This window comes from Streptomyces sp. NPDC046557 (assembly GCF_040645975.1).
Classification (GTDB): Bacteria; Actinomycetota; Actinomycetes; order Streptomycetales; family Streptomycetaceae; genus Streptomyces.
In genome coordinates this window covers 42,882-66,203 of record NZ_JBEYZH010000028.1, presented here as the reverse complement: position 1 = coordinate 66,203, position 23,322 = coordinate 42,882, and the positions used below count along the sequence as shown (strand labels likewise).

Sequence of the window (23,322 nt, the reverse complement as noted above, 5' to 3'; positions counted from 1 at the left end):
GCGACTGGTCGTTCCCCAGCAACCATTCCGCCCTCGCCGCCGCGGCCGCCGTCGCGCTGCTCTACGTATCGCGGCGGCTCGGCGCCGCCGCCCTGGCCGCGGCCGTCCTCATGGCCGCCTCCAGGGTCTGGGTGGGCGTGCACTACCCGCACGACGCACTCGCCGGCTTTCTCGTCGGCGCCCTCGTCGCGGCCGTCGCGGCCATGACCGTCCGCCGTCACGCGCCGGCCCTCGCCGGCCGCCTGGCCCGCGGCCCGCTCCGCCCGCTCCTGGCCGCGGCGGCCTGACGGCGCCCGAGCGGTCGCGGCGCCCGGCCGGCACGCCGGACACCGCGACCGCGGGCCCCCACCACCGCGGACCCCTACGGCGGGGCCCCGCCCCGTCCGCGCCCCCGCCGCGTCGGGATCTCCTTCAGCAGGGGCGCAGCGTTTCCCGCCACGTGATCACAGCCGCGGACCCACCCGGTCGGTGAGGTCGGCAACGGTGGGGGCGACGACGCCGAACACGTCCCGGATCGTCGTCAGCGCGGCCGTCTGGAGCGCGGCGGCGGGCACGACGGACCCGTCCGGGCCGGTCAGCGCGCGGGTGGCCGTCGCCTCGGCGACGACGGTGGGACGGTAGCCGCGGTAGAAGGCGCCCTCGGCCGTGAAGGTGACGCACATGTGCGTCATGAAGCCCGCCAGCACCAACTCCTTGCCCGCGCCCGCCTCGCGCAGCGTCTTCTCCAGGTCGGTGTCGTGGAAGGCGTTGGGCACCTGCTTGACCACCACCGGCTCCCCGGCGATCGGGGCGACCTCCTCACTGATCGCGCCGATCTCCGCGCGGATGTCGTACGGGGTGCCCTCGCCGCCGTCGTTGACGACGTGGATGACGGGAACCCCCGCGGCACGCGCCGCCCCCAGCAGCCGGCCTCCGGCCGCGAGGGCCTGTTCGGCGCCTTCGAGGGCCATGACGCCGGTGCGGTAGGTGTTCTGGTAGTCGATCATGATCAGGGTGGTGTCGGCGAGGCGCGGCAGCGCGTCGTCGAGGCCGGACAGGGCGCGCAGGGTCGTGGAAGCGGGCATGGCGAAGCTCCTTGGGTCGGTAAGGGAAAACAACACGGCGCGGGCGCGCCGATCGATCAGGAAGAGACGCGGAAACGGCGGCGGTACGCGGCCGGGGTGGTGCCGATCTGCTTGCGCAGTGCCCGGTGGAGCGTCTCCACCGAACCGAGCCCGCAAGCGGTCGCGACCTGCTCCAGCGGCTGGTCGGTGCTCTCCAGCAGCCGTCGGGCCGCCTCCACCCGGGCGGCCTCGACGTACGCGGCGGCGGTCGTGCCCGTCTCCTGGCGGAACACCCGCGCGAAGTGGCGTTCGCTCAGGCACATCCGCGCCGCGAGCGCCGCGGCGGACAGATCACCGTCCAGGTGCTCGGCGATGTGCATCCGCAGTGCGTCGATGTCCCTGCGGGAGGCGGCCGGCCTGCTGAGCGGGACCGAGAACTGGCTCTGGCCGCCCTGCCGCTTGAGGTACATGACCAACTGCCGCGCCACCGCCAGCGCCACCTCCTCCCCCAGGTCGTCGGTCACCAGTGCCAGCGCGAGGTCCATGCAGGCGCTGATGCCGGCCCCGGTCCACACGTTCCCGCTCCGCAGGAAGATCGGGTCGGGGTCGACCGTCACCTTCGGGTGCTCGGCCGCCAGTTGGGCAGCGGTCGACCAGTGGGTGGTGGCCGCCCTCCCGTCCAGCAGCCCGGCCGCGGCCAACAGGTGCGCGCCCACACACACCGAGGCCACCCGCCGGGCGAGCGGCGCGACCCTCTCCAGCCACGCCACCACGTCGCGGTCGATCCGGGCGACCGGCCCGTTCGGGTGCGGGTCCACGGCGCCGGGCACCAACAACGTGTCCAACACCCCCTCCACGTCGGCGAACGCGAGGTCCGCGACCAGCCGCACCCCCGCCGACGTGGTCACCACCCCCGCCGACGGCCCCGCGAGCTCCACCCGGTACCCGGCCCGCCCCCCGGTCTCCCGGTTGGCGAGCGCGAACACCTCGGCCGGGCCGGTGACGTCGAGCAGGTCGACATCGGGGAAGACCGCGATGACGACGCGGCGGTTCGTGGACATGCCCCCATCCTCACCCGACCCCCGGATGGCGGCAATGACGCGGTTCTGTCACATCCGGCCACGCCCACCGTTCCTCGGAGCGGCCCCCTAAGGGGGCGGAATCGGCCCGGGGGCGGTCACACCGACCGCGGGACGCCAAAAACGCCCGTCAGGCAGGGCCTGACGGGCGCCGAGGTAGTAGTCCGCATCACGCTGGAAGCCGAGACCCGGGACGGCCTGCCGCAGGTGGGGCCACAGGCCCGGCGCGACACGGTACTCACCGGCCACCATCCAGGGGTCGTCACCCAGCACGAACAGGTGCCGGATGGCGAGGAACTGGTCCCGGGTGAGGGTGACGGACTCGACCATCTCCTCGTCGGGACTGAAACCGGTCAGGTCCCAGACGAGGTTGTGCCCATCGGCGAATGGATAGTCGCTGCTCACCGCCTCACGCTAGGCCGCCCGCCCCCCGCCCGCACCTGCTTTTAGGGCCCGGACCCGGGCCCTGCGGGCGCGCCTTCCGCCCAGAACTGGGCCAGCGCCGCCTCCTTGTACGGGGCCGGGCTGACGCTCAGGTCTCCCGCGAACGGCCGGTCCAGGACCATCACCAGCAGCAGGCTGAAGCCGATGAGCGCCGCCACCGCCGACACGAACAGCAGTTGCATCTTCAGGCTCCGCAACCCGAACAGGAACGTGAGCGGCAGGATCACCAGCGCACCGCCGTACACCAGCACCTGCAACAGTGTCGGCAGTGAGGTCTCCGCCATCGTGATCCGCGCCCTGCGCTGCGCCGCCACGTCGTTGAGGCGGCTCGCGGCCTCCTGGTAGAAGGTCTCGCTGCGGGGGCCGGCGGGTTCGTACGCCTGGAGAGCCGTGTACATGGCGTGCGTCTGCTCGGCGGTCGCGTCGAAGCTGGGTCTGCCGTCGCGCATCATCGGCCACTGGACGTCGACCACCGCGTGGACGTACGCGCCCACCGCCCGGTCCACCTTGGCCCGGTCGGCCACCGGGAACGCCTCCGCGCTGCGGACGACCAGGGCCAGGTCGGTGGCCTCGTTGGCGACGACGGTCTGGGTGTTCTCCAACTGCGTCCAGAGCGTGACGACGACGAACGCGAGGATGATTCCGTAGATCGCGCCGAACATGCCGAGGGCGACCCCGACCATCTCGTTGTGCTCGCCGGCCGCCAGGTGCGGGAAGCGCCGCCGGGCGGCGACGCTGCCTGCCACCGCGAGGGCCGTGAAACCGCCCACGAGCAGGACGCCCAAGACGAACGTACTGAGGTTGTTGAGTAACCAGAGGATCATGTGTGACTCAACGAGTGCGCCCGCCCGCGGCGACGGCCGCCGCGGGCGCGCCCACCGTTGGGGCAGCGGCCCTCGACTCAGCCCACCTTCGGGGCCTTCGGCAGCCCGGCCGCCAACGCGGAGCCGGCGCCGCCGACGGAGCTGCCGGTGGCCTTGGTCGCGCTGCCGGCCACCGAGGTCGTGACGCCCACCGCCGTCTTGGTGTCCTGCACGGCGTGTGCGGGGTGGTCGACGATGTCCCCGACGCGCTCGGTGATCGGGGGCGCCTGGGCGGCGGGCTCGTCGGCGTGGGCGAGGGTGGGAGTGAGGGCGAGGGCCGCACCTCCGGTGAGGATCAGGGCGGCGAGGCTGCGCTTGATGGGGTTCATGCCGGGCCCAACGACCCCACCGCGCGAGGGGTCACTCGCCGGGCGTAGCCGAGGACGACGCTCCCTCGGACCGATCAGTCCTCGACCACCAGCGCCGGCGTCGATTTCGTCAGCACCTCGCCCCGGAAGAAGGCGGGGCTTGGCGTTCGGTGACGAGCATGACGAGCATGACGACCAGGCCGAGGACGAGCAGGCCGACGCCGATGATGAAGACGCCGCCCACGCCGAAGACGGTCGACCCGGAACCGTAGGCCGGGTTCCACATGTCGACCAGCGTCTTGCAGAAGACGGAGGCCGGCAGCAGGCCGCCCAGGACCGGGAAGACGCCCTTGAAGAGCAGGTCGCGGGCGGAGTCGCGCAGCTCGCGCCGGAAGTACCAGGCACACCGCGGGCCTCTGGACGCCGACCTCGCCGGCCGTGGAGCCGACCGAGGAGGTCAGGCATTGAAGTGCTCTCCCGGTTGAAGTCGGGAGAAGAGATCAGGCGGGAGATCTGCGCCGACTTCGAGGCCGAGCCGAAACAGTCCTCACCCCGCCCACACGATCGACTGGACCTCGCTGTAGGCGTGCAGCGCGTACGAACCGACGTCCCGTCCCACCCCGGACCGCTTGAAGCCCCCGAACGGCGCCTCCATGTTCCGGCCGATCGTGTTCACGCCGACCCCGCCCGCCCGCAGCCGCCGCGCGATCCGGAAGGCCCTCGCGGGGTCCCCGGACCACACGTAGCTCAGCAACCCGAAGTCGCTGTCGTTGGCCAGTGCCACCGCCTCGTCCTCGCCCCCGTCGAACGGCACGACCACCACCACCGGGCCGAAGATCTCCTCCCGCACCACCCGCATGTCGTTCGTGCAGTCCACCAGCAGCGTCGGGGCGACGTAGAAGCCGCGGCCGTCCCCCACCGCGGGGCGCTCGCCGCCGTACGCGATTCGCGCGCCCTCCTTGCGGCCCAATTCCACGTACGACTCCACCCGGTCCCGGTGCGCCGCCGAGATCACCGGGCCGACCACCGTGCCCCGCACCCCCGGATCGCCCACCTTCATGAACGCCAGATGGCCGGTGAGCTTCTCCACCAGCGCCCCGTACGCCGACCGGTGCACGATCACCCGGGTCGGGGCCGTGCAGATCTGGCCGCTGTAGAAGGAGAAGGTGGTGCCGATCCCCGCCACCGCCGCGTCGAGACCGGCGGCGTCCACATCGTCCAGCACCACCGCCGCGCCCTTGCCGCCCAGCTCCATCAGCTGCCGCTTCATGGAGCGGCCGCACACCTCGGCGATGCGCTGCCCGACCCCGGTGGAGCCGGTGAACGACACCATGTCCACGTACGGGGAGTCCACCGCCGCCTCGCCCACCTCCACCGAGGCACCCGAGACCACGTTGACGACGCCCGCCGGGACCCCCGCCTCGTGCAGCGCCTCGGCCATCTTGAACACCGACAGCGGGTCCTGCGGGGCCGGTTTCACCACCACCGTGTTTCCCATGGCCAGCGCCGGGGCCACCTTGCCGGCCGGGTTGGCCCACGGATTGTTGTACGAGGTGATGCAAGTGACCACGCCGACCGGCTGGCGCAACTCCAGCGCGCCCAGCACGCTCGCCCCACCCATCGGGCCGGCCTCGGTCACCTGCGGCGGGAGCCCCCGCTCCACCGGTTCCAGGGCGCCCTTCGCGTAGCGGCGGAAGCGGGCCACCCCGACGCCCACCTGCATGCCCCGCGCGATGCCCGTCGTCGCGCCCGTCTCCGCCTGGGCAAGCGCCGCCCACGGCTCGTACTCCCGCTGGATGATGTCCGCCGCCCGGTCCAGGACCGCCGCGCGCGCCTCGGGGCTCGTACGGGACCAGCCCTCGAAGGCGTCGGCCGCCGCGCGCGCCGCCTCCTCCACCTGGGCGCGGGTGGCCTCGGGGGCGAGACCGACCACCGACTCGTCGGCGGGGTTGACCACCTCGTAGTGGCCGCCGGCGGGCTCCACCCACTCGCCCCCGATGTAGAGCCGCTGCGGAGCGTTCATCGCGTGCTCACCGTCCTCGTGTCGCGGCCCGAGCGCAGCACGGTGCCCGGGATCGCGCCGGTCACCTGGTCGTCGCGGATCGTCTCCACGCCGTTGACGCGTACGGACACCATCCCGACCGCCCGCGCGTCCAGCCTCGGGCTGTTCCCGGGCAGGTCGTGGACGAGCGTCGCCGGACCGGCCTCGATCCGCTCGGGGTCGAAGAGCACCAGGTCCGCGTGGTAGCCCTCGGCGATCCGCCCGCGCCCGCGCAGCCCGAACAGTTGCGCCGGGTCGTCGGTGAGCATCCGTACCGCCTGCTCCAGCGGCACCAGCTTGCGGCCGCGCAGGCAGTCGCCGAGGAAGCGGGTCGTGTACGGGGCCCCGCACATCCGGTCCAGGTGCGCGCCCGCGTCGGAGCCGCCGAGCATCACGTCCTCGTGCTGCCAGGTCTCGGCGCGCAGCGCCCAGCTCGCCGGGTCGTTGTCGGTGGGCATGGGCCACAGGATCGTGCGCAGGTCGTCGTTGGCGCAGATCTCCACCAGGCAGCGGAAGGCGTCAAGGCCGCGTTCGGCCGCGATGTCATTGACGACCCGGCCCGACAGGCCCTCGTTCTCCTTGCTGTACGTGTCCCCTATGACGTAGCGGCCGAAGTTCGCGAGGCGGCGGAAGACCCCGGCCTCCTTGCTGTCGGCGTGGCGCAGCATCTCGGCGCGCACGTCGGGGTCGCGGAGCTTCGCGATCCGCTCGGGGACCGGCAGGGCGAGGACCTCGCCCCAGCCGGGGATGAGGTTCAGCGCGCAGAAGGTGCCGAGCGACATGTTCATGGGGGTGAGGATCGGCATGGTCAGCGCGACGATCCGACCACCGGCCCTACGGGCCCGCTCGCTCGGGATCAGCTGGCGCGGGACGCGTTCGGGGACAGAGGCGTCGATGGTGAGGACGTTCCAGTTCAGGGGGCGTCCGGCGGCGGCGCTCATCTCCACGAACAGGTCGATCTCCGCGTCCGAGAACTGGTCGAGGCAGCCGGCGACGATCGCCTCCAGTTGGGTGCCCTCGTGCTCGGCGACCGCCCGGGAGAGGGCGAGGAGTTCGGCCGGTTTCGCGTGCCGGGAGGCGACGGGGGCGCCGGAGCCGTCGGAGTGGGTGGCGGACTGGGTGGTGGACAGGCCCCAGGCGCCGGCGTTCATGGCGTCGTGGAAGAGGTCGAGCATCTGCCGCATCTGCCGGTCGGTGGGCTGCCCGCCGATGGCGTCCTCGCCCATGACGTGCCGGCGCAGCGCGCAGTGTCCGACCATGAAGCCGGCGTTGACGGCGATCCGCCCCTCCAGCGCGTCGAGGTACTCGCCGAAGGTCGACCAGGTCCAGTCGACGCCTTCCTCCAGGGCGGCCAGGGCCATGCCCTCGACCTTGCTCATCATGCGGCGCGTGTAGTCGGCGTCGTCCGGGCGGGCCGGGTTGAGGGGGGCGAGGGTGAAGCCGCAGTTGCCGCCGGCGACGGTGGTGACGCCGTGGTTCATGGAGGGGGTGGCGTACGGGTCCCAGAACAGTTGGGCGTCGTAATGCGTGTGGGGGTCGATGAACCCGGGGGTCAGCACGAGCCCGGTGGCGTCCTCGCCGGTCCGGGCCGGCTCGGTGACGGTGCCGGGTTCGCCGATGACGACGATCCGCCCGTCCCGGATGCCGATGTCGGCGACGTACGCGGGCGCGCCCGTGCCGTCGACGACGGTGGCTCCCTCGATCAGGTGGTCGAGCATGACGCTGAGGCTCCTTCTTCCGTGACGTGATCACTGCCACCGGCGCCCCGCCGACACGTCGGCCCCGCCGGTGGCAGCTGCCGGCGAGGCCGAGGAAAGCCCGGTCAGACGGCCTGGCGGAAGCGGGTCGTGCGGTGCACCGGGTCCGTGTCGATGTGCGGGATCACGTGTTCGCCGATGAGCTTGATGGTCGTCATCGTGTCCTCGTACGACACCCCGGTGGGCAGGCCGAAGGACAACTGGTCGGCGCCGGCCTGCTCCCAGCGCTTGCACTGGGCGCGGACCTCGGACGGGTCGCCGCAGATCAGCAGCTCCTCGGCGATCAGCAGCTCGATGATCTCCGCGTTGTACTCGGGCAGTGTCTCGGGCCACTGCGGGATCGCCTCGGGGCGCGGGAAGGTGTCGTGGTAGCGGAAGACCAGCGACTGGAACCGGTTCATGTTCGCGTTGACGGCGATCTCGACGGCCTTGTCGTGGGTCTCGGCACAGATCGCGGTCGAGGTGACCATCACGTTGTCGTTGACGAAGGCGCCGATGGCCTTCGCCTCCTGGATGGCGGTCTTGTACTGCTCCAGCACCCACTCCATATCGGAGACCTTCTGCACGCTGAAGCCGAGGACCCCGAGGCCCTTCTTCGCGGCCATCGCGTACGAGGACGGCGACCCGGCGGCGTACCACATGGCGGGGTGCGCCTTGCCGTACGGCTTGGGAAAGATCTTGCGCGGGGGCAGTGACCAGTGCTTGCCCCGGAACCCCTCGTACTCCTCCTGGAGGAACATCTTGGGGAACTCCGCGATGGTCTCCTCCCAGATCTCCTTGGTGTGGTTCATGTCGGTGATGCCGGGGAGGAACCCGAGGATCTCGTGGCTGCCCGCGCCGCGGCCGGTGCCGAACTCGAAGCGGCCCTTGGAGAGGTGGTCGAGCATGGCGACCTTCTCGGCCACCTTGACCGGGTGGTTCACCGGTGCGAGCGGGTTGAAGATGCCGGAGCCGAGGTGGATGCGTTCGGTGGCGTGGGCGAGGTAGGCGAGGAACACCTCGTTCGCGGAGAGGTGCGAGTACTCCTCCAGGAAGTGGTGCTCGGAGGCCCAGGCGTACTTGAAGCCGGACTTGTCGGCCTGGATGACGTACTCGGTCTCCTCGATCAGCGACTTGTGCTCCGCCTGGGGGTCGACCTTGGACCGCGCCTCAGGCACGTATCCCTGCACGAAGAGCCCGAATTCCAAGGGGGGTCACCGTCCTTAGTTTTCTGACGTAGTGTCAGATATCGATGAAGCCGACTGTTCCATCGCGTGCCGGGGGCGTCAATACCTGACGCACCATCAGGCAACGGTGAGGCCCCCACGGGCTAGAGGAGGCTCACCCCGGCCGTCCAGCCGCCGTCGATGACGAACGGCTGACTCGTGATGTACGAGGAGTCCTCGCCGGTCAGGAAGAGCGCGAGCTTCGCGACCTCCTCCGGCCGCCCCACCCGCCCCAGCGGGACCACCCGCTTGTAGAGGTCCGCCATCGCGTCCCGGGCCTCCTCTGTCATCCCCGCCGGGTCCAGCAGCCCCGGGTTGGCCATCGGGGTGTCCACGGCGCCCGGGCACATCGCGTTGACCCGGATGTTCTTCGCGGCCAGCTCCAGCGCGGCGACGCGCGTCAGCCCCAGGACGGCCGCCTTGGTCGCGGCGTACGCGCCCACGTACGCCATGCCCGTCAGGCCGGTGTAGGAGGAGGTGTTGACGATCGTCCCGCCGCCGGCCGCCTCGATCTCGGGTGCGAGCGCCCTGATGCCGAGGAAGCAACCGACCTGGTTGACCCGCACCACCTGCTCGAACTCCTCCAGCGGGGTCGCGGTCAGCTCGTTGAAGCGCAGGATGCCGGCGTTGTTGACCAGCCCGTCGACCCGGCCGAAGGTCTCCTTCGCGGCGGTGACGGCGGCCGCCCAGTCCTCCTCCCGGCTCACGTCCAACCGTATGTAGCGCGCCCGGTCCTGGCCGATCTCCTTGGCGACCGCCGCGCCCTGATCGTCGAGTACGTCCCCGAGCAGCACCTTCGCCCCCTCGGCGGCGAAGAGGCGGGCCTCCTGCTCGCCCTGGCCGCGCGCGGCGCCGGTGATGAGGACGACGCGTCCCTCCAACTTGCCCATGCCGGTGCTCCCAGTCTCTTGGTCGTCGGTCGTCGGTCGTCGGTCGTCGGTCGTCAGTCGTCAGTCGTTGAGCAGGGGGGCCACCTCGGCCCCGAAAGCGGTGATCTGATCGGTCAGTTCGGCGCGGTCACGGCTGCGGAAGCGCACCTGGATCTGGTCGACGCCCAGAGCCGCGTACTCCCGCAGGGACTCGGCGAGCGCCTCCGCCTTGCCGGTGAGGGTGCGGCGGCCGGTGGCCCAGGCGGGCTCGCCGACGTAGAGCGCCTCGGTGATCGTGCCGAACTCGACGGGTTCGGTGATCCCGGCCGCCTCGCGGAGCTGCCGGATACGGGCGATCCGGGCGGGGAGCTCGCCGCGCGGGTCGCCCTGCGGGAGCCAGCCGTCGCCGCGCACGGCGGCCCGGCGCACGGCGGCGGGCGACGAACCGCCGACCCACACGGGGATCCGCGCCTGGGCGGGCCGGGGCAGCTGCCCGAGGTCCTTGAAGGAGAACCGCTCGCCTTCGAACTCCGGGTACTCCTCGCGGCCGAGGGCGGCACGCAGGGCGTCCAGGGTCTCGTCGAGCACGACCCCGCGGCGCGCGAAGTCGGCGCCCAGCACCTCGAACTCCTCGGCCACGTGCCCGGCCCCGACGCCAAGGATCAACCGGCCGCCCGAGAGGTGGTCGAGGGTGGCGTACTGCTTGGCGGTGATCAAGGGGTGGCGCAGTCCGACGATCGCGACGTGGCTGAGCAGCCGCACGTGCTCGGTGATCCCGGCGAGGTAGGCCAGGGTCGCCACCGGGTCGTACCAGACGGTGCTCATCGCGCCGGCGAGGCGACGCGGGATGGCCACGTGGTCGCAGGTCGCGAGGTAGCCGAACCCGGCCCGATCGGCGGCCCCGGCCACCTCGGCGAGGTCGACGACGGTGGCCGCGGCCTCCCAGGCCTCGGCGTACAGGGTGCTCTGCGACTGGATCGGGAGCTGCATCCCGTATGCCAGCCGGCCCTCCGTGAACACGCGCGCCATGCCGTGACCACCTCGCCTTCGTCTGGGGCTTGCGTCCGCCGATGCGTGATACCGGCTCGGGGCATCGTCGTAGCTGACGACCCGTCAAGCAAGGGGTCGGGGCGACGGGATGCGGTCCGGGGGTGGTCGGGCGGGCGGGGTCTCGGGGGCGGTGTCCCCCCGGGGGCGGGATCAGGGAGGTTCTGGGGGCGGAACGGTCCATTCAAGCCTCGCCGGCGTTTGAGGCGCGGGGCCTGGGGCGGAGCCCCGGAAAGCCCCGAGCGCAGCGAGGGGACCCACCCACCGGCGCGACAGATCGCTACGCACTCCCGTTGGCAGGCGTCCGCGACCCGTCCGGGGCCGGTCATAGGCCGCCACGGATCGTGGAACGGCTGACGTGCCCCGGCGCCGATCGCCGCGCTGGACAGGGACGTCCGAGCGCGGATGGAGGTGCTGCGCAACGAAATTGGTCACATGATCCAAATCAGTGATACTGGCGCCATGACCAGGGCACGACTCATCGGTGGCATATTCGGGTTCATCTTCATCATGGTGAACGCCGCCGCCTTGCCGATGGCGGCCGCCATCGTGTTCCGCGTCCTCGGGGTCGCCGCATTCGTCGCCCTGGTGGCCGTACTGCGCCGCGCCGGCAGGGCCGTACCGGTAGCCACAGATGCCACGACGGACTTCGGACGGAACTACCGCTACGTCGTCGCCGCCGAGGTGGTCGTCGGGGCGGCGGGCCTCATCGTGCTCAATCCGGTTCTTCACGCCCGGCAGGCGACGGTCGGTTGGATCGCGCTGGTGGTCGGTCTCCACTTCTTCGGCTTGGCCGCCGTCTGGCGGCTGCCGTCCATGCGGTGGCTGGCCGCCGGGATGTCGTTCTGTGGCGTGGTGGGACTGGCGCTGAGTGCCTACGGTTCCTCCGCGTCCCTCATCGCGCTCGTCGCCGGCATTCTTCCCGGAGTCATGCTCTTCGGCTCGGTCCTGGCGAAGCGCCCGGCCTAGCCTCCCCTCGCGTTCCATTCGGTGGAGCGACCCGCCGGACAATTGCGCGTCATCTGTGGGGCGCTGCCCACGTCGTCATTCTTGCCCTTGCCGGCGGCACGCGCGCCGGGCCCAGTGAGCTTGGAGCCTCCCATCCGGCCTGCGGCCGCCGGGACGCCCCCAGCACCTCCCTGATCCCGGCCCGGGGGGACACCGCCCCCGAGACCCCACCCGCCCGATCACCCCGCCCCACAGCGGTACCGTCCCGCCCCTTCCGACGTACTCTGATCTGATGAGAACTCCACGTCAGGCAGCGCGAATTGTCGTACTCTCCCCGACTGGATCCGTGTTCCTCTTCCGGGAGAACAACATCGAAGTCGGCATCCACTGGCTCCCGCCCGGCGGGGGTATCGACCCCGGGGAGAGTCCCGAGGAGTGCGTGCGGCGGGAGTTGCGGGAGGAGACCGGGTGGACCGACCTGGAGCCGCAGCGGTTGCTCTGCACCTGGGAGCACGACTTCACGTACCAGGGCACACCGGTCCGCCAGCACGAGCACATCTACGTCACCACCGGCCCCCGCCGCGACCCCGTACCGGAGTACCCCGAGGCCCACTGGCGCTGGCTCTCCCAGGACGCGCTGGCCACCCTCGGGGAGCCCCTCTGGCCGCCGCGGCTGAACGAGCTGCTGGCCCGCGCCTCCACCCGGCCCGTCCACCTCGGCCTGATCGCCTGAACGCCTGAGCGCCTGAGCGCCTGAGCGCCGAAGAACCCAGCGCCCCGACCGCCCCACCCGCCGGCCCGCCGGGGGGTCCGGCGTTCAGCCCGTCGTCGCGCGGGCGTACAGGGAAGCGGCGTACTCCCCCAGCACCGTGCTCGTGGAGACGTCGTCCGTATCGCCGCCCGTCAGGATGCCGACGATCTTCCCGTCCCGGGCGATCCACGCGCTGCCGCTCGTACCGCCGGGGAAGTCGGCGCAGTCGAAGCGCTGCTCGGTCGCCTTCTCCCGGATCGACACCGCCGTGCAGGTACGGGGCACCTTGCGGTCGGCCGGGTAGCCGGTCACCGTGACCTCCTCGCCGGTGCGGCCCGAGGTGTCCAGGACGGCCGCGCCCGTGAGGTCCTCGATGTTGCGGCCCGAGGCGTCGGGGGCGAGGCGGGCGAAGGCGAGGTCGTAGTCGTCGTTCCCGTCGTCCGTCCAGCGTTCGTCCTCGTAGACCTCTTCGAGCTTCCACGTACCGTACGGCGCCTTCCCGTTCGCGTACGCGGGCGCGAAGACGGCGCTGCCCACTCCCCCCTTGCCCGCCACCAGGCAGTGCCCGGCGGTGACGATCAGGTTTCGGCCGGGGCTGTGCACGACGGTCGCGGTGCAGAAGTGATCACCGTCCAGACCGCCCTCGAACAGCGCGCCGGTGAAGGCGGACGGCCCTCCAGGGCGCGGGATCACCGGTGTCGAGTTCGGCCGGGGCGGCTTGGCCAGTTGGGGTTGCTTCGGTGATTGCGACCGCGACGGCGGCTTCGCCGAGACCGCCGCCGAGGGCGCCGACTTCGGATGCGCCGTAGCCGTCCCGTCCGCGGCCGGCACCACCGTCGTCATGGCCGCGGACGCGCCCAGCGCCGCCACCCCGCACAGCACCGCGGTCACCACGGTCCGCTTGTCCACCACCGCCACCCTCCCCACTTTGCTCTGGCGAAGCATGCCCTGGCGCCCCTGCCGCCGCAAGGGCCGGACCCCGCCGAGATCCCGGGCTCTACCATCCCATCATCGGGAGGAGGGTGTTGACGCGCGCGGGCCGACGGATCACCCGCTCACCCCGCCCACAGCCCCTCCGGGGTCAGGCCGAGGAGGTCGATGGCGTTGCCGCGGACGATGCGCTCCACCACGTCGGGCGCGAGGTGCCCCATCTGGGCCTCGCCGACCTCGCGGGACTTCGGCCAGGTGGAATCGGAGTGCGGGTAGTCGGTCTCGTAGAGGACGTTGCCCACTCCGATCGCGTCGAGGTTCCGCAGCCCGAAGGCGTCGTCGAAGAAGCAGCCGAAGACGTGTTCCGCGAACAGCTCGGACGGCGGGCGGTGGACCTTGTCCGCCACCCCGCCCCAGCCCCGGTTCTCCTCCCACACCACGTTCGCGCGTTCCAGGATGTACGGGATCCACCCGATCTGGCCCTCCGCGTACATGATCCGCAGGTTCGGGAAGCGCTCGAACTTGCCGCTCATCAGCCAGTCGACCATCGAGAAGCAGCAATTGGCGAAGGTGATGGTGGAGCCGACGGCCGGCGGGGCGTCCGCCGAGGTGGACGGCATCCGGGACGAGGAGCCGATGTGCATGGCGATGACCGTGCCGGTCTCGTCGCACGCCTGGAGGAAGGGGTCCCACTCGTCGGTGTGGATAGAGGGGAGTCCGAGGTGCGGGGGTATCTCGGAGAAGGCGACGGCCCGCACCCCGCGCGCGGCGTTGCGGCGGACTTCGGCGGCGGCGAGTCGGGCGTCCCAGAGGGGGACGAGGGTGAGCGGGATGAGGCGGCCGTGGGCGTCGGGGCCGCACCATTCCTCGACCATCCAGTCGTTGTACGCCCGTACGCCGAGCAGCCCCAGGTCCCGGTCGGCGGCCTCGGTGAAGGTCTGCCCGCAAAAGCGGGGAAACGTCGGGAAGCAGAGGGCGGACTGGACGTGGTTGACGTCCATGTCGGCCAGTCGCTCGGGAACCGAGAAGGAGCCCGGGCGCATCTGCTCGTAGGTGATGACTTCCAGTTTGATCTCGTCGCGGTCGTATCCCACGGACGTGTCGAGACGGGTGAGCGGCCGGTGCAGGTCCTCGTACACCCACCAGTCGCCGATGGGCCCGTCGTCGCCCTCGGCCCCCATAAGGGGGGCGAACTTTCCGCCGAGGAAGGTCATTTCCTTCAACGGGGCGCGGACGACGCGGGGCCCGATGTCGCGGTACTTGGACGGGAGCCGGTCCCGCCAGACGTGAGGGGGCTCCACCGTGTGGTCGTCCACCGAGATGATCTTGGGGAAGGTCTCCATGACGACTACGGTAGCGCCGAACTGACGGATCGTCAGCTAGTTGTGCGTCGGCCGGGAGGGGATCACTCCGCTGCGGGCTGACGGGTACGTGCAAGACAGGGCAGACTGGCCCTTACACCGACGGAAGGCAGGGGGGACGACAGATGGACGGCATACCGGCCATCCCGCACCAGCGGAACCACCCCGAGGCGGCGCGGATGTCCCCCACCACCGCAGGCACCCGTACCTCAGCCGGCACCCCCGCCGCCGGCCCCGTCCGCCCCGCCGAGCCCGCCGAGCCCGCCGAGCCCTCCACTGTCGACACCACCGCCCCCGACCCCGGCAACCGCTTCGCCGTCCTCGGCACCGTCCGCGCCTGGCGCGGCGCCGAGTCGCTGCCCTCCGGCAGCCCCCAGCAGCGCGCCCTGCTCGCCGCGCTCCTGCTCCGCGACGGCCGCACCGCCACGGCGCCCGAACTCATCGACGCGATTTGGGGCGAGGAGCCGCCGCAGCAGGCCCTCGCCACCATCCGTACGTACGCGTCGCGCCTGCGCAAGGTCCTCGACCCGGGGCTGCTCGTCACCGACGCCGGCGGCTACGCGATCCGCCTGCACCACGCCGCCGCCCTGGACCTAGGCGTCGCCCGCGCCCTCGCCGCCGACGCCGACAAGGCCCGTGCCGCCGGTGACCGCGTCCTCGCCCGTACGCTGCTCGCCCGCGCCCTGGACCTGTGGGACGGCGAACCCCTCGCCGGCGTCCCCGGCCCGCACGCCGAGACCGAGCGCACGCGCCTCGCCGAATGGCGCCTCCAGCTCCTGGAAACCCGCCTGGACCTGGACCTGGAGGTCGGCCACCACGCCGAGGCCGTCTCCGAACTCACCGCGCTCACCGCCGCCCACCCCCTGCGCGAGCGGCTGCGCGAGTTGTTGATGCTCGCCCTGTACCGCAGCGGCCGACAGGCCGAGGCGCTCGCCGTCTACGCCGACACCCGCCGCCTCCTCGCGGACGAACTCGGCGTCGACCCCCGCCCCGAACTGTCCGCGCTCCAGCAACGCATCCTGCGCGCCGACGCCGAACTCGCCCGCGCCGAGGACCCGGCCCCGGCCGCCGCGCCCGTCGCCGTACGCCCCGCGCAACTGCCCGCGACCGTGTCGGACTTCACCGGCCGCGCACCCTTCGTCAACGAGCTCGGCGCGATCCTGGCCGGCGCCGAGGGCCAGGTGATGGCCGTCTCCGCGCTCGCCGGCATCGGCGGCGTCGGCAAGACCACCCTCGCCGTCCACGTCGCGCACGCCGCCCGGCCGCACTTCCCCGACGGCCAGCTCTACGTCGACCTCCAGGGCACCGAGCCCCGCCCGGCCGAGCCCGTCGCCGTCCTCGGGTCCTTCCTGCGGGCGCTGGGCATCCCCGACACCACCATCCCCGACACCGCCGCCGAGCGGGCCGCGCTGTACCGCTCCACCCTCGACGGCCGACGCGTCCTGGTCCTGCTCGACAACGCCCGCGACGCCGCCCAGGTGCGCCCGCTGCTACCGGGCACCGCGGGCTGCGCCGCCCTCGTCACCAGCCGGGTCCGCATGTCGGGCCTGGCCGGGGCCCACCTCGTCGACCTGGACGTGATGAGCCCCGACGAGGCCCTCCAGTTGTTCACCCGCATCGTGGGCGAAGAGCGCGTGCGCACCGAGCGGCAGGCCGCCCTCGACGTGGTGGGCGCCTGCGGTTTCCTGCCGCTCGCCATCCGCATCGCCGCGTCCCGGCTCGCCGCCCGCCGCACCTGGACGGTGTCCGTCCTCGCCGCGAAGCTCGCCGACGAACGCCGCCGGCTGGACGAGCTCCAGGCCGGCGACCTGGCCGTCAAGGCCACCTTCGAGCTGGGCTACGGCCAGTTGGAGCCCGCCCAGCAGCGCGCCTTCCGGCTCCTCGGGCTCGCCGACGGCCCCGACATCTCGCTCCCGGCCGCCGGTGCCGTACTGGACCTGCCCGAGCACGAGACCGAGGACCTCCTCGAAGCGCTGGTCGACTGCTCCCTGCTCGAATCCGCCGCGCCCGGCCGCTACCGCTTCCACGACCTCGTACGGCTCTACGCGCGTGCCTGCGCCGACCGCGACGAGCAGCCGCCGGGCGGGCGCACCGCCGCCCTCGACCGACTCCTCGACTTCTACCTCGCCACCGCCGCCGGGGTGTACGCCCTGGAACGCCCCGGCGACCGGCTGCCCGCGCACATGTCCGCCACCCACCACCCGGGCCTGGTCTTCACCGAGGCGCGGACCGCCCTGGACTGGCTGTTCGCGGAGGCGGACCCGCTGCTGGCGTGCGTCCGGCAGGCATCCGTACGCGGCGCCGAGCGGCCCGACGTGCTGCGCCGGGCGGTGGACCTGCTGTGGGCGGCGAAGGACCTCACCGAGTCCGGGGCCAACTCCAAGCAGTACGAGTCCGCCGCCCGCGCGCTGTGCGAGACGGCGCGCGGCGTGCGCGACCCGCACGCCGAGGGCCGGGCCCGGACCACGCTGACGATGGTCCACCTGGTGGCGGGCCGCTTCGCGGAGGCCGACGACGAGGCGCGTCGGGCGATGGCCCTGGCCCGGGAGGCCGACGACCCGTTGCCCAGTTGCTGGGCCCCCAACGACCGCGGGATCATCGCGCTCTACCAGGGGCGGCACGCCGACGGCGAGCGGTTCCTGCTGGAGGCGATCGCGAACTTCCGGGCCGACGCCAACTTCGTCGGCGAGGCCAGTGCCCTGTGCAACCTCTCCCGGATCCACGTCGAACTCGGCCGCCTGACCAGCGCCATAGACCTCGCGCAACAGGGCATCGCCATCTACGACCGGATGGGGCTGACCCTGCGCCTGGCCAACGGCCGCTACGCGCTGGGCATCGCGCTCACCCAGGCGGGCCGGCTCGGGGAGGCGTTGGAGCAACTCGGCGAGGCGCTGTCGCTGTTCCACGAGAACCGGCAACCGCTGTGGGAGGGCGTGACGCACTTCCGGCTGGCCGAGGCCCATCTGGCGGCCAACCGGCCGACGCTGGCCGCCTCGCACGCCGAGCAGGCCATCGCGCTGCGCGGCATCGGCGGCGAGTGGCGCCGGGCGACGGTGCTGACGGTGTTGGGGAAGGCACTGGTGCGGTTGGGGCAGCGGGACCGCGCGCGGGTGTGCTGGCGGGACGCGGAAAGCGTGTTCGCGCAACTGGGTTCGGCGGAGCTGGCCGAAGTACGTACGTTACTGGCGTCGCAGTTGGCGGCCTGACCTGCGCGGACGCCAGATGAACGGGACGTTCATCGTTCGTTTATCGCCGCACGCCATCATGGCTACATCGGCTCGGTCGGGGGGGCTCGCGGGTCGACTGGAGGACTACCCGTTCGGCGGTCCACGGGGGAATCGCCGAACGGGCCCGACTCATCCATCAGGAGATCCGATGATGACGAACGAGAACGCCCTGCCGAACGACGGCGACATCAAACCGCTCGACAATCACGCGTCGGGCATCGAGATCACGCCGCTCGACAACCATGCCTCGGGCGGTACGCCGCTGCCCGGGCAGGAAGACAAGGCTCTGGACGCGGACATCGTGACGCTGGACAACCACGCGTCCGTACCGCGCCCGTAGCTGAGGCGAGCACAGCACGCACGGGGGAGACACACGGGGGACGTACGGGGGAAGCCCACGGGGATGCGTACGGGGGGATACGTACGGGGGAGATCCGAGGGCTCGTACGGGGGACGGCGGCCGCGGTGGCCCGGGGGGACCACCGCGGCCGCCGCACGTCCTTGTGACGGCCCTGTGACCGGAAGCGTGGCCTCCGTCACAGCCACGCGCATCGGCGCCTGCTCTCCTGGGCGGATGCGCCCCACCACCTCCGCCACACCGGCCGCCCTCTGTGCCGCCCTCGCCGCCACCGTGCTCCTCGCCGGATGCGGAACGCGCGACGCGGCCTCCGGGGCGGCCGGCGGCCCCGTCGCACCGAGCTGCGCCCCCAGCCCGCCCGCGGGCCGGCCCACGGGCGCGGAACACGACGGCGTGAGCCTCGTCAGCCGGGAGTGCGGACCCTTCCCGGATGCGGACCGCGCCGCGTTCCGGGTCACGAACTCCGGTGCGGAAGCCCTCACCTACACCATCACCTTCACCCTCCTGAACGACTCCGGCCAGGCCATGGACACCGTCCGGCAGACCGTGGCGTCCGTGGGGCCCGGGCAGAGCGTCACGCGCACCGTCGAGCGGGCGGACGCCGGAGCCACGGCCGGTTCGGGGGCCGCGGCCGGAGCCGGGGCGGGAGCCGGTTCGCGGGCCGGGGCGGGGTATCGGGTGCGGATCTCCACGGTCCGGGCCGTTCCGGCTGCCGAAGCGCCCGGCCCGACGGGCACCTGCCCGCCCTCGGGGATGCGGGTCACGGCCGACGAAGGGGACGCCGCGATGGGACTGCGCGTCGTGGGGCTGCACCTGACCTACTGCGGCACCGGCACGTACGAGCTCGACGGCTATCCCGCTCTCAGACTGTTCGACGAGAACCGCAAGCCGGTGACCGGGATCGAGGTCCTGCACGGCACCACCGAGATCGCCTCGGGCATCGGCCGGGACGCACCGCCCGCGTCGCTGACACTGCACCCGGGCGAGTCCGCCTCCGCCCCCCTGGCGTGGCGCAACACCACCGGCTCCGGCGAAGCGGTGAACGCGCCGTACGTCAGGGTGACGGCGAAACCGGGGGCCCCGGCCGTGACCGTGACACCGGAACTCGACCTCGGCACCACGGGCCGGCTCGGCGTCGGCGCCTGGCAGAAGGACGGGCCGCGCACACCGTGAGACCGGCGGGGAACGCGTCTAAGGTGGAGGCGTGTTCACCTCCCAGGGGCCGACGCTCCGCGAACTGGCCGTACAGGCGCTGACCTCCGTCGAGCGCGGTTACGACCTGCTCGCGCCGAAGTTCGACGAGACCCCGTTCCGCACCCCGGACCGGATGCTCGACGCGGTCGAGGAGGCCCTGGCGGAGTACGAGGGTTCCTTCGGCTCGGGACTGGACCTGTGCTGCGGCACCGGCGCGGGCCTGCCGCTGCTGCGGCGGCTGTGCCGGGACCGGGTCACCGGGGTGGACCTCAGCGCCGGCATGCTGCGGCAGGCCGCGCGGGACCTCCCTGAGGGGACCGATCTCGTACGGGCCGACGCGCTGGCTCTGCCGGACGCGCTCGCGGACTCGTACGACCTGGCGGTGAGCTTCGGGGCGTTCGGCCACTTCCTCCCCGCCCAGCGGCCCGCCCTGTTCTCGGGCGTCCACCGGACGCTGCGCCCCGGTGGGGTGTTCGCCTTCCCGATCGGGGCGCCGATCCCGCCGACGGCACCGCTGTGGTGGGCGGTGGCCGGCTTCGACGCGGCGATGCGGGTCCGCAACGCCGTGTGGCGGCCGCCGTTCGTCATGTACTACCGCTCGTTCCCGTGGGGGCCGGTCCGGGCCGATCTGCGCGCGGCGGGATTCACGGTGGAGACGGTCCCGCTGGCGCACTTCGGGCGCCGGGCCGACGGGACTCCGCGTTGGCGCCTGGTGCTGGCCCGCACGCCCGCGTGAGCCACCTGGACACCCCCTAGGTCCGGGTGCGCAGCTCTCGCTTGAGGACCTTGCCGCTCGCGTTGCGCGGCAGCTCGGTCACGAACTCCACCGTCCTCGGCACCTTGTAGTTGGCCATCTCCCGTCGGGACCAGGCGATCAGGTCGTCGGCGGTGAGGGTGGAGCCGGGGTGGCGGACCGCGTACGCCTTGCCGACCTCGCCGAGGCGCGGGTCGGGGACGCCGACCACCGCGACGTCCGCGACGTCCGGGTGCAGGCCGAGGAGCTGCTCGATCTCGGCGGGGTAGGCGTTGAACCCGCCGACGATGAACATGTCCTTGATCCGGTCGGTGATGCGCAGGTTCCCGGCGGGGTCGAGGACGCCGACGTCGCCCGTGCGCAGCCAGCCGTCGGGGGTGATCGCGCGCCGCGTCTCGTCCGGGTCCTCGAAGTAGCCCCGCATGACGTGGTGGCCGCGCACCCACACCTCGCCGGGGGTGCCGACCGGCGCCGGGGCGCCGCTCTCGTCGGCTATCCGTACCTCGGTGTCGGGGATGGCGCGCCCGGAGGTGGCGGCGATGACCTCGGGCGGGTCGCCGCGCCGGCACATGGTGACGATGCCGCCGGCCTCGGAGAGCCCGTAGGCGGTCAGGACGGTGGCGATGCGCAGTTCACCGCGCAACCGCTCCACGAGCCGGAGCGGGACGACGGCCGCGCCGGTGACGACCAGGCGCAGCGCGGACAGGTCGTGGTGGCCGCGCTGGGGGTGGTCGAGGAGGGACTGGTGGAGGGTGGGCGGGCCCGGGAGGACGGAGATCCGCTCGGCGGCGACGTTCGCGAGGACGGTGTCGACGTTGAAGACGGGCTGGGGGACCATCGTCGCCCCGCGCATCAGGCAGGCGATGATCCCTGCCTTGTAGCCGAAGGTGTGGAAGAACGGGTTCACGATCAGGTAGCGGTCGCCTTCGCGCAGTCCGGCGAGCTCGCTCCACACGTCGTAGCAGCGCAGGGTCTGGGCGTGGGTGATGACAGCGCCCTTGGGGCTGCCGGTGGTGCCGGAGGTGAAGATGATGTCGGAGGGTGCGTCGGGGCGGAGGGAGTCGGCGCGCTCGCGGACGGCCCCGGCCGGTACGGGGTCGCCGCCGGCGAGGAAGTCCTTCCAGGTGCGGAACGCCTCGGGGGCGTCTTCGGCGAGGACGACGACCTGTTCGAGGTGGGGGAGGCCGGGCAGCGGGCCGCTGCCGTGGCCTTCGGCGGCGGCGCGGCGCAGGGAGGCGACGTAGGAGGTGCCGAGGAAGGTGCCGGTGATGAAGAGGAGTCGGGCCCGGCTGCGCCGCAGGACGTACGCCGCCTCGGCGCCCTTGAAACGGGTGTTGAGGGGGACGAGGACCGCACCCGCGGAGACGGCGCCGAGGGCGGAGACGATCCAGTCGAGGCTGTTGGGTGCCCAGACGGCGACGCGGTCGCCGGGTTCGACGCCGGCGGCGATGCAGGCGGCCGCGGCGCGTTCGACGCGTGCGCCGAGCCGGGCGTAGCTGACGCGGACGCGGCCGTCGGCGACCGCCTCCCGATCGCCGTAGCGGGCGGCGGCGTCACGCACGAGGCCCGCTACGGTGCCCCAACGCAGGTCGCCGCGGGGGTCGCCGGCATCGGTGGCTTGGACGGCGTCTCCCGGATGGGCCGCGTCGGCGACGGAGACGACGCCCCCGCCCCGGGCGGCGGCGGGGATGACGTCCCGGGCCCGGGCGGCGCCGGGGCCGGCGTCTTCGGCGTCGTCGGCGGCGGCGGCACGGACGGCGCCCGGCCCGGCGCCGTCCGGGGTGCCGTCTGCCGCCCCGCCGTCCCCACCGGCCCCGCCTGCCCCGGCCGACACCTCGTCGCCGCCGGGCCGGGCGTCGTCCTGTCGGTGCCTCGCGTGCTGCTCCTCGCCCATGGCTCGTCGCCCTCCCCGTACCAGTAGCTGACTATCCGTCAGATTAGCTGTAGCCTTCGCGGCTGTCAGCACTGGCGCGCACCCGGAGGTGGCGATGGCGGCAACGCTCAAGGACGCTACGGCAATCGTCGGCATCGGCCAGACCGCCTTTGCCAAACGGCTGCCGGGCAGCGAAAAGGAATTGGCCTGCCGCGCGATCCTCGCGGCGCTCGCGGACGCCGGCATCGCACCGTCCGAGGTGGACGCCTTCGCCTCGTACACGATGGAGGAGACCGACGAGGTCGAGGTCGCCAAGTCCATCGGCGCCGGCGATGTCACCTTCTTCTCCAAGGTCGGCTACGGCGGCGGCGGCTCCTGCGCCACGGTCGGCCATCTCGCCGCCGCCGTCGCCACCGGCCAGGCGTCCGTCGGCGTCGCCTGGCGCTCGCGCAAGCGCGGCTCCGGGCCGCGCCCCTGGAAGAACACGACCGTGCAACTGCCGACCCCCGGCCAGTGGACCCGCCCCTTCGGGCTGCTGCGCCCGGCCGACGAGATAGGCATGCTGGCCCGCCGCTACATGCACGAGTACGGGGCCACCCGCGACCACCTCTTCAACGTGGCGATGGCCTGCCGCAACCGGGCCAACGAGAACCCCGCCGCGGTGATGTACGAGCGGCCGCTGACCCGCGAGATGTACATGACCTCCCGCATGATCAGCGAGCCGCTCTGCCTCTTCGACAACTGTCTGGAGACGGACGGCGCGCTGGCCTGCGTCATCGTGTCCGCGGAGCGGGCGCGGGACTGCCGCCAGAAGCCGGTTTACGTCCACTCCGTCGCTCAGGGCCTGCCCGCGCAGCACCACGGCATGGTCAACTACTGGAACGACGACCCGCTGTCCGGTCCGGCGTGGACGGCCGCCCGCCACCTGTGGAAGCAGGCCGACTTCGGGCCCCAGGACGTGGACGTCGCGCAGATCTACGACGCGTTCACCCCCCTGATCCCGCTGTCCCTGGAGGGCTACGGCTTCTGCGGGCGCGGGGAGGGGGCCGCGTTCACCGAGGGCGGAGCGCTGGAGATGGGCGGCCGGCTGCCGATCAACACCGGCGGCGGCGGCCTGTCGGAGGCCTACGTGCACGGCTTCAACCTGATCAACGAGGGCGTCAAGCAACTGCGCGGCATCTCTACCGCCCAGGTGCCGGACGCCGCGACCTGCCTGGTGACGGCGGGCGAGGGTGTCCCGACGTCCGCGATCCTGCTGAGGAGCTGACCC

Annotated in this window: 21 protein-coding genes and 1 pseudogene; 8 read left to right on the top strand and 14 right to left on the bottom strand. The window is 72.5% G+C overall.

All coding sequences use genetic code 11. The annotated features are described in order from the left end of the window. Window positions 1-287, top strand: a 287-nt coding sequence (locus ABZ934_RS29745) for a phosphatase PAP2 family protein (protein WP_361319008.1), incomplete at its 5' end; no start/stop codon positions are given. A gap of 156 nt (window positions 288-443) precedes the next feature. On the opposite strand, the gene ABZ934_RS29740 is transcribed toward ABZ934_RS29745, so the two are convergent. From ABZ934_RS29740 to ABZ934_RS29690, 11 genes and pseudogenes are all read right to left on the bottom strand, one after another. Further along, window positions 444-1,064, bottom strand: coding sequence for a cysteine hydrolase family protein (locus ABZ934_RS29740; protein ID WP_361319006.1), 621 nt, complete (start codon window positions 1,062-1,064; stop codon window positions 444-446). A gap of 56 nt (window positions 1,065-1,120) precedes the next feature. Beyond that, entirely contained in the window at window positions 1,121-2,104 is a 984-nt protein-coding gene (locus ABZ934_RS29735) for a DJ-1/PfpI family protein (protein ID WP_361319004.1), read from the bottom strand. An 87-nt stretch (window positions 2,105-2,191) separates the two neighbouring features. Further along, window positions 2,192-2,527 carry a hypothetical protein gene (locus tag ABZ934_RS29730; RefSeq protein WP_361319002.1) on the bottom strand — a complete coding sequence of 112 codons (336 nt, stop codon included), beginning with the start codon at window positions 2,525-2,527 and terminating at the stop codon, window positions 2,192-2,194. A gap of 41 nt (window positions 2,528-2,568) precedes the next feature. Continuing rightward, window positions 2,569-3,390, bottom strand: a complete 822-nt coding sequence (locus ABZ934_RS29725; RefSeq protein ID WP_361319000.1) for a DUF4239 domain-containing protein — start codon at window positions 3,388-3,390, stop codon at window positions 2,569-2,571. A 77-nt stretch (window positions 3,391-3,467) separates the two neighbouring features. Next, window positions 3,468-3,758 carry a hypothetical protein gene (locus tag ABZ934_RS29720; protein ID WP_361318998.1) on the bottom strand — a complete coding sequence of 97 codons (291 nt, stop codon included), beginning with the start codon at window positions 3,756-3,758 and terminating at the stop codon, window positions 3,468-3,470. A 74-nt stretch (window positions 3,759-3,832) separates the two neighbouring features. Beyond that, window positions 3,833-4,143, bottom strand: a pseudogene (locus ABZ934_RS29715) (amino acid transporter); the annotation flags it as partial. Between the two features lie 141 nt (window positions 4,144-4,284). Then, the gene (locus ABZ934_RS29710) at window positions 4,285-5,760 is read right to left on the bottom strand and encodes an aldehyde dehydrogenase family protein (RefSeq protein WP_361318996.1); all 1,476 of its coding nucleotides are present in this window, start codon (window positions 5,758-5,760) and stop codon (window positions 4,285-4,287) included. Next, window positions 5,757-7,496, bottom strand: a complete 1,740-nt coding sequence (locus ABZ934_RS29705; protein ID WP_361318994.1) for a D-aminoacylase — start codon at window positions 7,494-7,496, stop codon at window positions 5,757-5,759. The genes ABZ934_RS29710 and ABZ934_RS29705 overlap by 4 nt, the downstream gene beginning before the upstream one ends. A 104-nt stretch (window positions 7,497-7,600) precedes the next feature. Continuing rightward, window positions 7,601-8,722, bottom strand: coding sequence for an LLM class flavin-dependent oxidoreductase (locus tag ABZ934_RS29700; RefSeq protein ID WP_361318992.1), 1,122 nt, complete (start codon window positions 8,720-8,722; stop codon window positions 7,601-7,603). Window positions 8,723-8,844: 122 nt separating this feature from the next. Beyond that, window positions 8,845-9,630: an SDR family NAD(P)-dependent oxidoreductase gene (locus ABZ934_RS29695; RefSeq protein WP_361318990.1), complete on the bottom strand. Its 786-nt coding sequence runs from the start codon at window positions 9,628-9,630 to the stop codon at window positions 8,845-8,847. 60 nt (window positions 9,631-9,690) lie between these two features. Further along, complete coding sequence (locus tag ABZ934_RS29690) at window positions 9,691-10,638, bottom strand: TIGR03619 family F420-dependent LLM class oxidoreductase (protein WP_361318988.1); 948 nt, start codon at window positions 10,636-10,638, stop codon at window positions 9,691-9,693. Window positions 10,639-11,118: 480 nt separating this feature from the next. Here ABZ934_RS29690 and ABZ934_RS29685 point away from each other — a divergent pair, with 480 nt between their 5' ends. Then, entirely contained in the window at window positions 11,119-11,625 is a 507-nt protein-coding gene (locus ABZ934_RS29685; RefSeq protein ID WP_361318986.1) for a hypothetical protein, read from the top strand. A 271-nt stretch (window positions 11,626-11,896) separates the two neighbouring features. Further along, a complete protein-coding gene (locus tag ABZ934_RS29680) occupies window positions 11,897-12,337 on the top strand; it encodes an NUDIX domain-containing protein (protein ID WP_361318984.1) in 441 nt (146 codons plus the stop codon). Between the two features lie 84 nt (window positions 12,338-12,421). Here the strand turns inward: ABZ934_RS29680 and ABZ934_RS29675 are convergent, their stop codons facing one another. Together ABZ934_RS29675 and ABZ934_RS29670 are read right to left on the bottom strand one after the other, a co-directional pair. Continuing rightward, on the bottom strand, window positions 12,422-13,267 hold the full coding sequence (locus tag ABZ934_RS29675) for a trypsin-like serine protease (protein WP_361318982.1): 846 nt from the start codon (window positions 13,265-13,267) through the stop codon (window positions 12,422-12,424). Between the two features lie 143 nt (window positions 13,268-13,410). Then, window positions 13,411-14,628 carry an amidohydrolase family protein gene (locus ABZ934_RS29670; RefSeq protein ID WP_361318980.1) on the bottom strand — a complete coding sequence of 406 codons (1,218 nt, stop codon included), beginning with the start codon at window positions 14,626-14,628 and terminating at the stop codon, window positions 13,411-13,413. A gap of 143 nt (window positions 14,629-14,771) precedes the next feature. On the opposite strand from ABZ934_RS29670, the gene ABZ934_RS29665 reads away from it, so the two are divergent. The 4 genes from ABZ934_RS29665 (at window position 14,772) to ABZ934_RS29650 (ending at window position 20,161) form a co-directional block, all read left to right on the top strand. Then, on the top strand, window positions 14,772-17,852 hold the full coding sequence (locus ABZ934_RS29665; protein ID WP_361318978.1) for a BTAD domain-containing putative transcriptional regulator: 3,081 nt from the start codon (window positions 14,772-14,774) through the stop codon (window positions 17,850-17,852). 169 nt (window positions 17,853-18,021) lie between these two features. Further along, a complete protein-coding gene (locus ABZ934_RS29660; RefSeq protein ID WP_361318976.1) occupies window positions 18,022-18,213 on the top strand; it encodes a hypothetical protein in 192 nt (63 codons plus the stop codon). Between the two features lie 234 nt (window positions 18,214-18,447). Then, window positions 18,448-19,404 carry a DUF4232 domain-containing protein gene (locus ABZ934_RS29655; RefSeq protein ID WP_361318974.1) on the top strand — a complete coding sequence of 319 codons (957 nt, stop codon included), beginning with the start codon at window positions 18,448-18,450 and terminating at the stop codon, window positions 19,402-19,404. A gap of 31 nt (window positions 19,405-19,435) precedes the next feature. After that, window positions 19,436-20,161, top strand: a complete 726-nt coding sequence (locus ABZ934_RS29650; protein ID WP_361318972.1) for a methyltransferase domain-containing protein — start codon at window positions 19,436-19,438, stop codon at window positions 20,159-20,161. 16 nt (window positions 20,162-20,177) lie between these two features. Here the strand turns inward: ABZ934_RS29650 and ABZ934_RS29645 are convergent, their stop codons facing one another. Then, window positions 20,178-22,073, bottom strand: coding sequence for a FadD3 family acyl-CoA ligase (locus tag ABZ934_RS29645; protein ID WP_361318970.1), 1,896 nt, complete (start codon window positions 22,071-22,073; stop codon window positions 20,178-20,180). Window positions 22,074-22,167: 94 nt separating this feature from the next. Here ABZ934_RS29645 and ABZ934_RS29640 point away from each other — a divergent pair, with 94 nt between their 5' ends. Further along, entirely contained in the window at window positions 22,168-23,319 is a 1,152-nt protein-coding gene (locus ABZ934_RS29640) for a lipid-transfer protein (protein ID WP_361318968.1), read from the top strand. Window positions 23,320-23,322: the final 3 nt, after the last annotated feature.

Bases quoted from the DNA above. Each gene is read 5' to 3' on its own strand.
- ABZ934_RS29740 (WP_361319006.1), bottom strand. From the start codon at position 1,064: ATGCCCGCTTCCACGACCCTGCGCGCCCTGTCCGGCCTCGACGACGCG.
- ABZ934_RS29735 (WP_361319004.1), bottom strand. From the start codon at position 2,104: ATGTCCACGAACCGCCGCGTCGTCATCGCGGTCTTCCCCGATGTCGAC.
- ABZ934_RS29725 (WP_361319000.1), bottom strand. From the start codon at position 3,390: ATGATCCTCTGGTTACTCAACAACCTCAGTACGTTCGTCTTGGGCGTC.
- ABZ934_RS29720 (WP_361318998.1), bottom strand. From the start codon at position 3,758: ATGAACCCCATCAAGCGCAGCCTCGCCGCCCTGATCCTCACCGGAGGT.
- ABZ934_RS29710 (WP_361318996.1), bottom strand. From the start codon at position 5,760: ATGAACGCTCCGCAGCGGCTCTACATCGGGGGCGAGTGGGTGGAGCCC.
- ABZ934_RS29705 (WP_361318994.1), bottom strand. From the start codon at position 7,496: ATGCTCGACCACCTGATCGAGGGAGCCACCGTCGTCGACGGCACGGGC.
- ABZ934_RS29695 (WP_361318990.1), bottom strand. From the start codon at position 9,630: ATGGGCAAGTTGGAGGGACGCGTCGTCCTCATCACCGGCGCCGCGCGC.
- ABZ934_RS29690 (WP_361318988.1), bottom strand. From the start codon at position 10,638: ATGGCGCGCGTGTTCACGGAGGGCCGGCTGGCATACGGGATGCAGCTC.
- ABZ934_RS29685 (WP_361318986.1), top strand. From the start codon at position 11,119: ATGACCAGGGCACGACTCATCGGTGGCATATTCGGGTTCATCTTCATC.
- ABZ934_RS29680 (WP_361318984.1), top strand. From the start codon at position 11,897: ATGAGAACTCCACGTCAGGCAGCGCGAATTGTCGTACTCTCCCCGACT.
- ABZ934_RS29670 (WP_361318980.1), bottom strand. From the start codon at position 14,628: ATGGAGACCTTCCCCAAGATCATCTCGGTGGACGACCACACGGTGGAG.
- ABZ934_RS29665 (WP_361318978.1), top strand. From the start codon at position 14,772: ATGGACGGCATACCGGCCATCCCGCACCAGCGGAACCACCCCGAGGCG.
- ABZ934_RS29660 (WP_361318976.1), top strand. From the start codon at position 18,022: ATGATGACGAACGAGAACGCCCTGCCGAACGACGGCGACATCAAACCG.
- ABZ934_RS29655 (WP_361318974.1), top strand. From the start codon at position 18,448: ATGCGCCCCACCACCTCCGCCACACCGGCCGCCCTCTGTGCCGCCCTC.
- ABZ934_RS29645 (WP_361318970.1), bottom strand. From the start codon at position 22,073: ATGGGCGAGGAGCAGCACGCGAGGCACCGACAGGACGACGCCCGGCCC.
- ABZ934_RS29640 (WP_361318968.1), top strand. From the start codon at position 22,168: ATGGCGGCAACGCTCAAGGACGCTACGGCAATCGTCGGCATCGGCCAG.